Origin of the sequence: Flavobacterium marginilacus (assembly GCF_026870155.1) — a bacterium.
Taxonomy (GTDB): Bacteria; Bacteroidota; Bacteroidia; order Flavobacteriales; family Flavobacteriaceae; genus Flavobacterium; species Flavobacterium marginilacus.
Genome location: NZ_CP113975.1, coordinates 777,384 through 792,475, shown reverse-complemented (window position 1 = coordinate 792,475; position 15,092 = coordinate 777,384). Strand labels below are relative to the sequence as shown.

General features: G+C 33.8%; 9 protein-coding genes. All 9 read right to left on the bottom strand.

Features of this window, described 5'->3' with window-relative positions:
• Nucleotides 1-103: 103 nt before the first annotated feature.
• The 9 genes from OZP07_RS03320 to sov all read right to left on the bottom strand — a co-directional run bounded on the left by OZP07_RS03320 (nt 104) and on the right by sov (nt 15,079).
• A complete protein-coding gene (locus tag OZP07_RS03320; RefSeq protein ID WP_281638444.1) occupies nt 104-1,057 on the bottom strand; it encodes an ISAon1 family transposase in 954 nt (317 codons plus the stop codon).
• 22 nt (nt 1,058-1,079) lie between these two features.
• A complete protein-coding gene (locus OZP07_RS03315) occupies nt 1,080-1,427 on the bottom strand; it encodes an ISAon1 family transposase N-terminal region protein (protein WP_281635552.1) in 348 nt (115 codons plus the stop codon).
• A gap of 95 nt (nt 1,428-1,522) precedes the next feature.
• Nucleotides 1,523-2,251 (bottom strand): LytR/AlgR family response regulator transcription factor, encoded by a 729-nt coding sequence (locus OZP07_RS03310; protein WP_281637283.1) that lies wholly within the window; start codon nt 2,249-2,251, stop codon nt 1,523-1,525.
• Nucleotides 2,252-2,256: 5 nt separating this feature from the next.
• Nucleotides 2,257-3,300 carry a sensor histidine kinase gene (locus OZP07_RS03305; protein ID WP_281637282.1) on the bottom strand — a complete coding sequence of 348 codons (1,044 nt, stop codon included), beginning with the start codon at nt 3,298-3,300 and terminating at the stop codon, nt 2,257-2,259.
• Nucleotides 3,293-4,510 carry an ABC transporter permease gene (locus OZP07_RS03300; RefSeq protein WP_281637281.1) on the bottom strand — a complete coding sequence of 406 codons (1,218 nt, stop codon included), beginning with the start codon at nt 4,508-4,510 and terminating at the stop codon, nt 3,293-3,295. Before OZP07_RS03300 ends, OZP07_RS03305 begins: the two co-directional genes overlap by 8 nt.
• Before the next feature lie 21 nt (nt 4,511-4,531).
• Entirely contained in the window at nt 4,532-5,275 is a 744-nt protein-coding gene (locus OZP07_RS03295) for an ABC transporter ATP-binding protein (RefSeq protein ID WP_281637280.1), read from the bottom strand.
• Between the two features lie 3 nt (nt 5,276-5,278).
• Nucleotides 5,279-6,481, bottom strand: coding sequence for an efflux RND transporter periplasmic adaptor subunit (locus OZP07_RS03290; protein ID WP_281637279.1), 1,203 nt, complete (start codon nt 6,479-6,481; stop codon nt 5,279-5,281).
• Between the two features lie 10 nt (nt 6,482-6,491).
• On the bottom strand, nt 6,492-7,817 hold the full coding sequence (locus OZP07_RS03285; protein ID WP_281637278.1) for a TolC family protein: 1,326 nt from the start codon (nt 7,815-7,817) through the stop codon (nt 6,492-6,494).
• A gap of 146 nt (nt 7,818-7,963) precedes the next feature.
• A complete protein-coding gene (gene sov, locus OZP07_RS03280; RefSeq protein ID WP_281637277.1) occupies nt 7,964-15,079 on the bottom strand; it encodes a T9SS outer membrane translocon Sov/SprA in 7,116 nt (2,371 codons plus the stop codon).
• Between the last annotated feature and the right edge of the window lie 13 nt (nt 15,080-15,092).

Sequence of the window (15,092 nt, the reverse complement as noted above, 5' to 3'; positions counted from 1 at the left end):
CCTTAAGAAATTAAGGAGTTTTTTTATGTCTTTTATTTTTGTTTTGTAACCAAATTAAAAAAGGATCAGGTTCAAAAGTTGGATCAGGTGCAAAAGTTGGGGATTAGGCAAAAATATTAGATAATCTGAATAGAAAGAAATCTATCTTTCTTACACCTCTAAACTGACTTCTAAATGCTTTTATTTTAGCATTAAAAGATTCTGCAGAAGCATTGGTACTCCTGTTATCAAAGTAGTTTAAAATTGACTGATAATTAAGAGTTACCGTATTGAGTAATATATTAAAGTTTTTAAATCCTGATTCTTCTACATTCCTGTACCAATGTGCTAGTTTTGTCATCGCAACGTGCTTGTCGTTGTTGTTATTGTAAACACCTCGAAGTTGTTGACTCAAACCGTAAGCTTTCTTTATATCTGGATATAACTCAAATAACAATTGCGCTCTCTCATTTTGGTGCTCAGTCCATTTTTCGCGAGATTTATAAAGTACATATCTGCTTCTTGCCAAAAGCTGTTTTAAGGAATCTCCATTAGGCAAGAGCTCCTGTATAAATGTTTTATTCTCTTTTTTGGCTTGCATTATCAATTGATTCTCAAGATCCATAGCTTCCCAGCGATGTTTGATTCTGATTTCTTGCATGGCTTCTAATGCTAATTTTTGAACATGGAATCTGTCAGTGACCTGTATTGCTTTTGGGAAGCATTTTTTGGAGATCAGTTTCATAGAATTAGCCATGTCCAGTGTTATCTCTTGAACACCACTTCTTTTTTTATAATCAATCTTACTAATGTGTTCTATGACTTTATCTGCCTTTGTTCCAGCAATAATAGCCACTAAGCGACCTTGTTTGCCTTTGAACTTCTTGTTGGTTACAATGGTGTAAAGCTCTCCTTGAGACAAAGCTACTTCATCAATCGATAAGTGTGTACCTATGTTTTCAGGGTAAAGAATCCATTGATGGGCATGTTCTCGTGGAGCCCAAGTATTAAAGGAGCTCAGGTGTTTTTTATACTGTCTTTGAAGTTTTTTTCCGTTGACCCCGAAAAACCTTCCGATGGTATGGCAGTCGGTGGCGCTGTTATCTATTGATTTCTTTTAAAAAAGCCGCAAACTCTTGAGTCATGCGGGTTCCTTTAGCAACTAAAGTCCAATCTCTTTTAAGGATTTCTCCATTGGTTTTATTAGTCCAACGACGTCTTTTGATATGTAAATACACAAACTTACCTCGTAGAGGGAAATCCTGAATGGTAATTTCATCCACAAATCCCTTTGATACTAATTCAAGTGTATCAAACTCTTTAGGGGCTTTGGCTTTTTCCTCAAAGTATAGGTGTAATATCTCCTGAGTTTCATTAGCAGAAACTACCTCAAAGTGGTCAACTAAAAAATCAGGCAGCATAAATTTCAAAAGGTCTATAGAAGTCATTACAAATTGTTAGAGCGACAAATTTCTAATTTTTTTTCGACATTTCCTCCCCAGACTTTGTTCTTGATCCATTATTCAAGGATCAGGTGCAAGCCTTAATGAATAGAATTTTTGCTAATAAATTTTTGGAATTTGTTTTTGTATTGATCAGCGACAGTAATTCGTTGCTTGTTTATAATAACTTGGTTTCTCTCAATTTCTTCAATTTTGTCTAGTGCTACAATAAAAGAACGATGGATTCTCATAAATTTGGAATCAGGTAATTTTTCTTCCAGAGATTTTAAACTCATTAAGGTCAAGATAGCTTTTGGCTGATTTACAATCCAAATTTTGATGTAATCTTTCAATCCTTCGAAATATAAAACTTCATCAAAATTGATTTTCAATTGTTTGTATTCAGATTTTACAAAAATAAAATCGGCATTTTTTGGATTTTCTGTTGCTTCTTTTCTTTTCAAGACAAACCATTCTTTTGCTTTAGCGGAAGCATTATAAAATTCTTCAAAATTAAATGGTTTCATCAAATAATCTAAAGCATCGGCTTTGAAGCCATCAAGTGCATATTCGCTAAAAGCTGTGGTGAAAATGATTCGAGTCTCTTTTGAAATAGTTTTTGAAAGCTCCAGTCCTGATAATTCGGGCATTTGGATATCTAGGAAAACCAAATCAATTTTTTCGAAATTTAAAATTTCCAATGCATCAAAGGCATTACTACATTTTCCTTTTAATTCTAAAAAGGGTGTTTTTGAAACATAATTTTGAATAAGCTCCAATGCAAATGGTTCATCATCTACAATAATACAGCTGATTTTAGTTTCTTGCATAACCTTTATTTTTGGGTATTAATTTCCAATTCTGCTATAAATAATTCCTCCGAATTCTGAATCTTAAACTGGTGTTTTTCGGGATATAACAATGCTAGTCTTTTTTGAATATTTTTGAGTCCAATACCAGAACCACTTTTATCTGAATCGTTCTTTTTGAAATTATTATTTTTAGTTTCAAATCTAATTTTTTGTCCTTCAATTTGCATTGAAAAATAAATATTGGAATAATCAACAGCCGAAACGCCGTGCTTGAAAGCATTTTCTATCAATGAAATAAATAGTAGCGGAGCGACTAGTAAATCTTCAGTTAGAACAGGAAAATCAGTTTTGACAATAGTCTTTTCAGAAGTTCTTAAATCCATTAATTCAATATAACGTTTGATGAATTCGATTTCTTTTTTCAGACTCCCTTTTTCAGCATTGGATTCATATAAAAGATAGCGCATCAAAATACTCAAGCTATGTATGGTTTCTTTTGCTTTTTCTGGAGAAATATCGACTAATGAATAAATGTTATTTAAAGAATTAAAGAAAAAATGGGGTTGCAATTGGTATTTCAAATGCTGTAATTCTGATTCTAATTGTGAGTTCTTGGATTCTTTTTTTTCATCTTCGGTTTTAACCCAACGTTCATAAATGCGCAACGTGATTGAAAAAATCAGCGGAATGATTAATGAAAGCGTGTCGATATAAACAAAAAATCTTCTGGGTGGAAAATCTGTTTTTTGATTATTTGGCGCAAATTTTTCTCCAAAATAATCCCGAAGTAAAAAGTTCATCCAAATAAAAAAAGCTATAATCAATATGTTGACTATGAAATAAACTATAAGTCTTTTTTTGAACAGAAAAGAATCTATAAAAAAGAAATAATTCAGATAAAAAATAACCGCATAAAAAGCCAATGGAATCCAGGAATGCTCGATTATTCGTTGTAAATCAAAGGATTGACCAGAAGACAAAAGATAGGGAAGGCTAAATAAAACCGCCCATACAGAAACATGGCTGATGACAGCAAACAGGCGGTTATTTTTTATAAAATTATTCATAACGTAAAGCGTTTATTGGATCTAGGGCTGCTGCTTTTCTAGCAGGATACCATCCGAAAAATATTCCGGTAACGGCACAAACAGCAAATGATATCAGAATGGAAAACAAGGTAACGCTTATAGGCCAATTTAAAACATTTGCAATAAAAACAGTCGAAATCAAGCCTAAAGTTACTCCAATTATTCCACCTGTAATACTGATAATGATAGCTTCTGTCAAAAATTGCATTAAAATATCTCTTCCTGTGCCTCCAACAGCCATTCTTAAACCAATTTCGCGGGTTCTTTCCTTAACAGAAACATACATGATGTTCATAATTCCAATTCCTCCAATCAACAAAGAAATCCCTGCAATAGCAACCAAAAGCAAGGTCATCATTTCACTGGTTGAGCTAAACATAGTGATTAATTCTTGTTGAGAAAACACATTAAAATCATCTTCAGCAGTGCCTATTTTGTGGTTTTCTCTCAAAATTTTAGAAACTTCCTCAACCGCTTGAGGGGCTTTATCTTCACTTTTTGCGGATGTAACAATAGATTGTAAATAAGTTACAGCAAGTACTCTTTTTTGGATAGCCGTGTAAGGAGCCAGAATTACATCATCTTGATCCTGACCAAAAGTATTTTCTCCTTTTTCTGAAAGGACTCCAATAATCTTAAACGGAATTTTATTAAAGCGGATGGTGGCTCCAATTGGGTTTTCACCTGCTTCAAATAAATTTTCGACAATTGTTTTTCCAATAACAGCAACTTTTGCAGAAGCTTTTACTTCTTCATCTGTAAACATAGTGCCGTCCTGAACATCTAAAACCCTTACTTTTAAATAATCTGGTGCTACTCCATAAATAGAAGTTGGCCAGTTTTTTGAGCCTTTGATGGCCTGACCGTTTCCGTTTACCACAGGAGACGTATTTTCAACCAGAATTGCTTTTTTTTGTATGGATTCTAAATCTTTAATGGTCAATGTCTGCATACTACTCACGTCCATACGAACACCGCCCTGCATTCCCGCTCCGGGACGAATAGTAAGCATATTGGATCCCATACTGGATATTTGCGACTTAATGCTTTCCTTTGAACCTTCACCAATAGCAAGCATGGCAATAACTGATGCCACACCGATGATAATTCCGAGCATAGTCAGGAAGGCTCTCATTTTGTTAATTTGGAGCGCTTTGAGTGCTATTTTTAATAAACTAGAAAGATTCATAATTGATGTTTTTTAATGCGGTTAATCGTTGTCATTCCCCATGTTTTTCAATGCTTCGGCTGCATTCATAATGTTTTCATTTTTGTAATCTTTGATAATGTTTCCGTCTTTCAGAACAATTGTTCTTCCGCTAAACATAGCAATATCAGGTTCATGGGTTACAAAAACAATCGTTTTTCCTTCAGCATTTAATTTCTGGAAAAGGACCATAATTTCATAAGATGTTCTAGTATCCAAATTTCCTGTGGCTTCATCGGCAAGAATCACTACGGGGTTGTTGACTAATGATCTTGCTATGGCGACACGTTGTTGCTGCCCACCCGAAAGCTGGTTTGGAGTATGATGTAAACGCCCCGACAATCCCACAAGATTCAGGGAAGCTATCGCTTTTTCACGTCTTTCTTCTGTTTGAATTTTTCTGTTGTAAAGCAAAGGCAGTTCTGCATTTTCAATGGCTGTTGTTCTCGGCAAAAGATTGTAAGACTGGAAAATAAAACCGATTTTTTCGTTTCTGATTTTAGCCAATTGATCTTTGTCCAGATTTCGAACAGGAGTATTATCAATTTCATAAAGGCCTGATGAAGGCTGATCAAGACACCCCAAAATATTGAGTAAAGTTGATTTGCCCGAACCTGAAGAACCCATGATAGTCACAAATTCTCCTTCTTCTATTGAAAACGAAATTCCTTTAATGGCGCGGACTATTTCGTCGCCCATTTTAAATTCTCGCTTTAAATCCTGAATTTTTATAATTGAATTTTTCATTGCTTATTTTTTTCCTGGAGGTTTTGGCATGAACGGGCTGGAAGAATTACCAGCAGAACCAGTTGTGCCTTCTTGTTCTTTTTTCAGGACAGTTACCACTTGATTTCCTTTCGTTAAACCACTTATTATTTCGTAATTAATTCCATCGTTCTTTCCTACGATAACTTTTTGCTGATGAATTCCATTGTTGTCTTTTATCCAAATAAATTTGGTGTTTTTATCTTTAGAAGGTACTTCAAACGATACTTGTCCAGTTGTGGTTTTATTCGCATTATATTCAGTTACTAAAGCCATATCAGGTTCAAAAACAAATGCTTTTGCTTCCAGCGTTAAGATGTTTTTTAATTCCATGGTATAAATTGAAACTGTAGCTGTAAGTCCAGGTTTTAATTTTTCATCAGGATTATTGGCTTTTATGATTACAGTATAGGTTACCACGTTTGATGTTGTTGTCGAATTCAAACGAACCTGAGTTACGTAACCTACAAACTCCTCATCTGGAAAAGCATCTACCATGAAAGTTACTCTTTGGCCTTCTCTTACGCTCCCGATATCGGCTTCATCAACATTGGCTTCTACCTGCATTTGTTTCAAATCTTTTGCGATAGTAAAAAGAGTAGGAGTGCTGTAACTTGCGGCAACGGTTTGTCCCTCATCCACATCTTTGGAAAGTACAACACCATCAATTGGGGAATAAATATTGGCATAACCCAAATTGGTTTGTGCTTTTCGCAAATTTGAACCTTGTTGTTGAACAGTTCCTTTGGCAGTGTTTAAGTTATAAAGCGCTTCCTGATAATCGGCTTTGCTGATGACATTTGCTTTGAAGAGTGAATTTTGTCTGTCGAAAATAACTTGCTTGTAATTTTGATCCAGCAATGCCACATTATAAGCCGATTTTGCCTGTTGCAATACTTCCTGCAGATTTTCTTTATCCAGTTCTGCAATAAGCTGACCTGCTTTTACCGTAGAATTATAATCTACATAAATTTTTTGTACCACTCCGGAAACTTGTGTTCCAACTTCAACTTGCTTGGTTGCCTCGATGGTTCCTGTAGCAGTGATTACATTACTTATATTTCCTTTTTTTACTGGGACAGTTTCTATTTGAATAACTGCTTCTTTGTTAGTAAAAGCAAAGATTGAAGTGCCAATGGCTATCGCTATAAAAGCGGATGCTAAGATTATTTTTGTTTTTTTATTCATGACTGTTAATTTAAATTTGAATTTGGTTTCCTTGATAAAATTGAAGTAACTGGTAATACAGTGCCAGCGATAATTTGGCTTGTAAATAAGTTTGTTCTGCATTGAGATACGTGTTTTTACTTACCAATAAATCAGTTGAACTTAATGCTCCCAACTCTGATTTTTTCAGGGACATATCGTAGGCTAATTTGGATGAGTTTTTCAGTGCAATGGCGGCTTCCATTTGGCTTTGACTTGAAATTGCATTTTGCCAGGCACTTTCAATTTTCAAATACAATTGCTTATTTGCGGATTGGACAGAAAGTTTAGAGCTTTCAATTTCAATTTTTGCATTCTCCACTTTTGCTTTGTTTTGATATTTACTAAATATTGGAATGCTTAACGATAGTCCCACACTTTGATAAAAATTACCATCAAATTGATTTAAGAAATTATAAGACTGTGTATTAGTATATCCTGAATTTAGTCCTGCGTTTAAACTCAATGTTGGTAAATAACCTGATTTTGCTTTTGATAATTCTAATTCGTTAATAGAGGTTTGAATAGTAGCACTTTTAATTTCAGGAAGATTTGTAGAAGCATAATTGTAAACTGTTTTCAATTCAGGAATTGCAAATTGTTCAGTAGTCAATTTTGTTGCAACAATATCAAAGGAATCTTCTGGATTTAATTCTAGTAACTGCTTTAAGTTGATAAGCTGTTGATGGTAGTTATTTTGTACCGTTATCAAAGTTACTTCGTCATTTTTAAGCTGTGTTTCTAAATTAGCTGCGTCGATACCTGCAACAGAACCTGCTTTTAATTTAGTGTTCATTTGGTTCAATTGTTCTTTTGAAGAAGCGATGATGTTTTTGGAAACCTCAATTCCTTCTTTATAATAAAGCGCTTGTAAATACGCTTGAGCAACACTCAAAAGAACATTGTTTTTAGCCTCGGAAACAAAAAACTCATTTTGTTTTACTAAAAGTTCGTTCTGTTTAATCGTATTATTGATGTAATTTCCTTTGAACAAAGTTACCGAAGCATTAACTCCAGCACTTGTTGAATGTACTAATTGAGTCACATAACTACTCGTAATTGGGTCAATACTACTTCCATTATTCATGCTTTGAGAAGCATTAGCAGTGATACTTGGTAAACGTTCATATTTGGATTGTTTGTAATTGATTTCACTGCTGTTTTCCGTAAGCTGTGCCTGTTTTACCGTAATGTTATTTTTGATTGCGTATGCAATGCAATCTTCGAGACTCCATATTTTTGAGTTTTTTTCCTGTTCCTGTGCGAAAGCAAGGATAACTTGAAAAGTAAGGAGTATTGTTATGATTATTTTTTTCATTTCTTTGAGTTTTATAGGTCAAAGGAATGATTAATGGGAAGGATAAAAAAAAGAAGTAGAAGTCTGGTCTTATTTTATCTACTCTGATGATGATTTTATCGATGGGAATTTTGAGTACTGCCGATTTCTTTGTGCAGTTTTAAAATTTAATTTCCAAAAGTATAGCGCAAAGTAATTCCTGAAGTAATATTGGTCAATGGGTACGAAGTAGAAATAACAGGTTTAGAAAAAGAATGATTGTAATAAATGACAATGGTTAAGTTCTTGCTTAGGGAATAGTCAGCGGTGGCGTTCAGAGTCCAAATATTTTGACCGCCAACTAATTCATTATTGTCATAATCCAAATAACGTACAATGGTTTGATTTTCTCTCAATGTCAAGTCGGCTTTTATATTAATATCACTTTTGATAATACCCGTTGGATTATCTGCCAGTTTTGATGAAAAAACAACATCTTTTATTCGATATCCAAGACCAACAACATATTCCAATCCTTGTACTTCGGTCAATAAATTATTATCAAAACTCATAGACAAACTTCTGTCTTTATTGATTTGTGTTAATAATTTAAAGGAGTTTTTCAATTCAAGATCTACTTTTATAAGGGGGTTAAATTGTTCTATCAATGCTACATTCGACATTATGGTAAGGTTGTAATAGTTTCCATTCTCATCTACACCCGTTGAATTTTTTGTGTAATTATAATTGGAATTGAAAGCATTAACAGTATAGGATGCCTGGTAATTATGCTGTAGTGAAAAGCGTTTAAATGTTTTTTTAAAAAAATTATACCGCATTAAACCATTGTATTTAATAGACCAGTTTGGAATTGGAAAGCTTCTAAAAATTCCTAACGAAACGTTTTCAGGATTACTTCCTGTATAAGCAGATAAAAAGGAAGATAATAACACAGCTTGGTTTGAACTGCCATATCCTATTGGAAAACCATCGGTCCCAATATTACTTGGATTATTTAAATTAATTCCTCTTCGGGTGGCAAGTCTGTTAGCTATTGTTAATCTATTATTTCTAAAATCATCGAAGGCAGCAGAACCATTTTCATCACTAGTTAAAAAGGCTGTTTTTATCAATACTGTAGAAATTGAAAAAGCGCCAGAAGTATAAGGCGATCTGGAGTTGTAATGACCATTGGTCACATCATATTGCTCCGAGAAATTTTCGGAATAGAGTCTACTGGCTAAAAAATCAATTTTAAAATCAGGAGCTAGTTCTACATTGACAGAACCTTTAAATACTTGATTGTTTGTAGTGGTGTAATTTTGATTAAAATCAGCATAATTGGTAAGCCATCCTTTTTTAGCAGCTTCTTCCCGAATATCGCTTTGACTTCCAAATACAAAACCTAAAGTAGGTTTTGAAAAGCCAAAAAAGTTGGTTGTTGGAAGATAACCAGGCAAAACAGTTCCTTTATTCTCTGCAAAACTTAGATTTACATTTTTGATACTGGTTAATACTCCATATAAACTTTCTAAAAATAAATTACGGTTGTTTTTTTTGTATACATTAGCTTTAAGCATCTTTTCTCCAGGCTTTGGAACTGTTTTTTTTGAGGTTGCTACAGTTGTGTTAGAGCTTTTTGAGATACCAATGTATTTATAAAAGGATTCCATATTTAGAGTCATATTCAAATTGGTGGTACTTGCATTTTGAACCGTGTTTCCTAAATTATAGGTACTATCGTCAACTTCGATTTTAGACAATGCTTCAGAGGATCGTTGCCAATTATAATCTCCAGTGTACGACAAATTAGCTTTTACAAAACTGAATGCAGGAATTTTAGACAATGGAATTTCATAGTTTAAAACAAACTGTTGGGTGTGTTTATTAGGGTCTCCAATATTCCAATAATTTTCAGAAATTTTAAACATATCAATAGGTTCATTGTCATTGTTTAGATAGTTTTTTACAATATTACTAGAAGATGCCATATAATTTAATTTTAAAGATTTGGTCAAATTAAAATTAAAGCCATATTGATAATTGAATTCAAAATCCCTACTGGTCAATGGATCCAAAGCAATTCCTTCGACATCAACTTGTCGGTATTGTTGTCGATTGTAATGTCTTATAATATTGGTATTAAAAGTAATATTGGAAGGTAAATAATTGAAATTAAAATCACTTAATAGTTTCCAATAACTACTTTTTTGCATGAATTTAGTTTTCTTAAAAGGTTCAATATTTTTGGGTTGAGTGCTAAAGTCATAATTTAAAGCAGTACCACTCTTTTGATCTGTATAACTTTCTCTTTCATAATCATGACGAAGTGTTTCACTGTAAGTTTGAGAAAATGAAAAATTTTCTATATCATAAATATGTACTTTCTGGTTTGGACTCCTTTCTTTACGAATACCTATAAAGTTGATACTGGTGTTTTTTTTATAGTCAACTGCTCTGTTTTTAATATTAGCCCTTTCTTGTGCATTTTCGGTAGCATCCAACATGGTTTGAAGGGTAATATCTGGATTTTCAGGATCGTATTTTGGTGTGATAAATTCTTCACCTGATGAATAATTAAAAGGTAAATGAACCCCCCATTTGTTGGGCAATAATTTTCCAAAATTGACATTGGTGACTAGATTATATTGTTCAACATCTTCCTGAGTTCTTTCTGTTGAACTTTGTTCTAAAGACCCAAAACCCATAGTACTCATCTTTCCAGTTGCTGATACAGTTGCAAAATCGGCCAAATTCGTATCGATATTCACCTCTGTCGCCATACCACCTGAATTATCCATTTCTGCCAATCGCAATTCATCAAACCAAACTTCTCCTTGTATATCTTGATGTAGAGCATTACTTTTAATACCAACCATTAAAGTCCGGACTGATCCCAAATTTGGACTCCCTTTTACACCTAATCTTAATTTATTGACTTTGTCTTTGAGAGAGGAATCCAACTTTTCATCATCTTCACTTAGATAATAAACGCCATCAGCAGGTAAATCACTTGTATCTATTTTTTTGTACAGCATTTTTAATTTAGACAATAATTCTAAGGACAAGTCTATTTGATTCTCATCTGGCCATACCACTTCGGCACTTAAAGGAGCACATTTAGATGGTTTTGTAACTTTCAATGGAATTTCTATCTGATAAAAATTTTCTGTAAAATCATTTCCCAAACGAATAAAGCCAACCATTTGATTGTCTGCAAGGGCTATTTCATCTGTTAAAGATTCGGCATGTAAAAACATTTTCAGTTTTTTATATTGACGCATATCAATACTAATGTTTTTATAAACTGCTCTTGAATCATTGGGTTCTAATCCTTTTCCTGAGACTTTTAGACCTAAAGATTGTTCGTCCTGATATATGACGGTGTTGCCACTATAAGATTGCTGTCTCTCTACACTTGGTGGTAGTATGTAATTAATGGGGCATTTCCCATCATTTTCTTCAATGTTTATCGCTAACACATCAAGATTGGTATTGTCATCTGTTACGTTTGTATCATCATAATCTAACGAATTTGTATAGGTTCTCCATTCTCCTCTTTCTAAATCTAAAGAACCAAAACGAACGGTTATCGGCTCACTAAAACCAGTCATAAACATTCGCATAAAACGTATTGATGTAAAATCAGAAATGCTTCCAATTGTATTCTCAGGCTGAGAAACAGGGATTTTAAACTGGATCCATCTGGCTTCGGTTGTATTGCCATTGGGTAATGTTACTTGGGTATTTCTTATATCGGTTATATAATTGGTGCCAATTTCCATATTAGGTTTCATATCAATGCTGTATTCGTAATATGCATTAATGGTATTCATAGTGCTGTCACTATTGATATCTTCAACATTCGGAAGGGTTGTAGATCCTCTATTGGCATCATCTGTGCTAACGGCGGAATTCCCATCGGTACCATTGTATTTTTTATATCGGTCTAAAACGTTTCCCGAAGTATTTAAATAATAGGTGTAATCATCTGCTGCTGGATCGGTTTCGGAAGCAAAATTAGTATATACTGTGGCTTCCTGACTGTTTTTTAAACCATCTAAACCAATATCCTGATTGGCTCGATTTCCTGAATCTGTATCAAAGGCATAAGTCAGGGATTGCGATGCAGGAACGTCGCCCCATATTCCTTGCGGGCTTACTAGTATTTGATCTGGACCGAGTCCGTTTTCATATTGTTTTCTTCCATCTTTGAGAATGTCTTCTGAAATTTCTCCTAAATTGAAATAAATTTTACCGGAATTCTCCTGAGTTGTTTTGCTGTTTCCTACATAGGGATCCAAAACCCAAAACTGGATGTATTGTACGTTTCCCTGCTCAAAATTTGTTGAACTTAATGATCGCATTATTCCTCCGAAATTTTCTCTTGGAGTTGTTGCAAAATCAGAATCATTATTATAAGAACCTCTTTCGGAAGGATAATAACTCAAATCAAAAGTACTGACTACTAGTGTTTGTCCATCAGCAGTACTTGTATTAGGATATAATTCTTCTTTATAAATTCTTCTGGTGGAATTCAGGGAGATATCATCATTTGAAATGCCTGAAGGTTTTGATGTAAAAAAAATAGGATCAATTGTATACCAAGATAATTTTGCTCTTTTGAAACCATAACTCAAATCGTTTGCACTTTCATTAAAACCATAGGTACTTACCGAATTATTTGCGGGTGTTGATGATAAACCCCATGAAGAAGGAGAGCTTAAATCAGTTTCAGAAGCAGCACTTTCAAAATCGTCAACATATATAGTAGATTCCCCTTGAAAATCACTTGCTTTTGAAGTATTTGGCTTTAAAAAAGCAACTTCTCCTTTTACCGAAATATTCGAAGGTACATCGGTATCTATATTAGGCAATTTATTGACTAATCGGGTCAAAAATGGGACTTCGCTGGAAAAATTGGTATTGAATCCAAAAATAGTATTATTGACTGATTCTTGGCCATAACTTGATTTTTGAGTAAAGGGTTTTTCGGTGTATTTTAGATAAGTTGCACCAATGGTAAAATTATCGGATATTTTATGATCTATATTTAATCCTATATAACTTTTGGTTTGCTGTCCAAAAGTTGAATTGTTTTCTAACGTAACCGTAATAGCAGCGTTGGAGGCCAGAAGAGAAGCGTCTAATATATGTACTTTTCCCAATTGATAATCTACACTGTAATCAATTCCTTCCACTAGAGTTCTTCCTTCGGCAGTAACAATAACAGATCCTTTTGCGATATTGGTAGAACCTACAGAAATACCATCTGATCCTGTTGATTTATATTTTCCTTTTAATAAATATTTGTTCTTATCACTATCTAATAATGCTGTGGTTTGAGTATTGCTGTACAGGCTTCGAAAAACATATTTTTTTTGGTTGGCATTGTATGTAGAAGTGTCATTATAATCTTCACCTGTGGTATTTGATAATTTTTTAAAAATGAGTTCGCCAAAAGGTTCTTTGGTGGTAAAAATTATTCTTCCATTTTGTGCATCAATTGTTAATCCTGATACAAAATCAAAATAACCATCTCCGCCAGTTTGCGGGTCATTATTAGAATTCAGACGATCTAAATTAAAAACTTTAAGCAAGGGTGTTTCGGCTACTTTATTTTCGATAGCTGGATTTGATGGAAAGGAAGTTACCGGACTAATATAATTTAAGGGAGAAGGATCAGAGTACAGTATATTGAATTTAAAATCATCCTGCTTCACTTGATAGGCACTTGGAATTTGATAAATATTTTTCATCATCAAATTCCAAACGGGATTTTTTAGATTGACTAAACTGCTTTTTAGCATTTTTAGAACTAAACTTTGTGTTGATACGGTTTCCGAAGTTACTACAGTTGCATCAACACCATCATTTGCGAATTCTCCAACTTGATACACTTCATCGCCTATGGTGTATTGATAGGCTACTGCCAGAACTTCGTCATTTGCAAGTTTCTGTTGCAGAGAAATATAACCCAATTGTTTATTTAAGGTATATTCAGTTGCACTCAATTTTCTTGCATTTTCTAGTTTTGAATAGTCTTGGCCTTCTCTTACTGTCACATTAAATCCAGAATTGGAAGTCGCTATTTCACGTATTTTGCTATTAAGCAGTCCAGTTCCCGATTTTATCTGAGCAGGATCATAATCATTATTTGAGTTGTCAGATGGAGAATTGACAGCATTATTAAACATCCCTGTTGACGGATCTAAAACAACCAACTGACTATCTGTAAGGCCTGTTAATTGGGATTCCCCTAAATCCTGAAGAGCAATAATATTCCTTAAATTATTGGCAGTTGTACTTACCCGGCTTTGTTTGTTGGTGACCCAGACTTCTATTCTGGAGATTTGTATTCTGCTGTCTATTAAAGGATAATTTTTGAGCGACGCATCATATTTATTTCTAAAATATTGGGATAAAAAGAAGTGTCTGTTGCTGTCATAATCTAGAGCATAGATACTAAATTCCTGAACGGCTCCACCACCTTCGGCCGCCACACTTTTGGTTTCTGATTTTTGTTGGGAGAATACACCCGTTACAGTCGTTTTGCCAAATTGTAATTCTGTTTTAACACCAAATAGATTTTGAGCACCAGTAATTAAAGTGCTGTTTAATGGCATACTTACATTTCCAACATCAATTTTCTTAACAATATCGTCTTCATCGGGAGTATATTCTAATTTGAATAAATTTTGAAATGCAAATGTAGATTGAGTATCAAAATTAGCATTCACTTTTAGTCGCGTACCCACTTTACCCATTAAACTCAAATTGATTCTTTGGCTAAAATCAAAAGAAAGATTAGTTCTGTTTCTCGGGGAAAATGAGGGGTTATCTTGTTTGGTGTATAATAAACCCAAGTCAATTTCTACAGATCCTGTGGGTTTAACATCAATAGTATTGCTTCCAAAAATGGATTGAAAAAGACCTGATTTTATATAATATCTGGGCAATAAATCTTTTTTGGTTGCTTGACTACCTGATTTTATTCCGTCTATAGCATCTACTTTTTTCTTGAAATAATCGCTCATGGACTCTTTCAACATTATATCTTCATACTCAGCAGGAGTTAAAATAATTGGATAATTAATATTAAACCCTTCAGCCGAATTGGTGTAAATATACGTATCAGTTGTGGGATCATAAGTGTAAGCTGCCAGTATGGTCTTTGGATTTGCAATTTGAATTTTGCCTACAGCATATCCTTTTTTAATCGTATCCTGAACTTCCTGATTCACTTGAGCTTGTGATACAATAGACCAAGATAATACCACAAAAAAAACAACTATTTTATACATATTGATTTGGCTC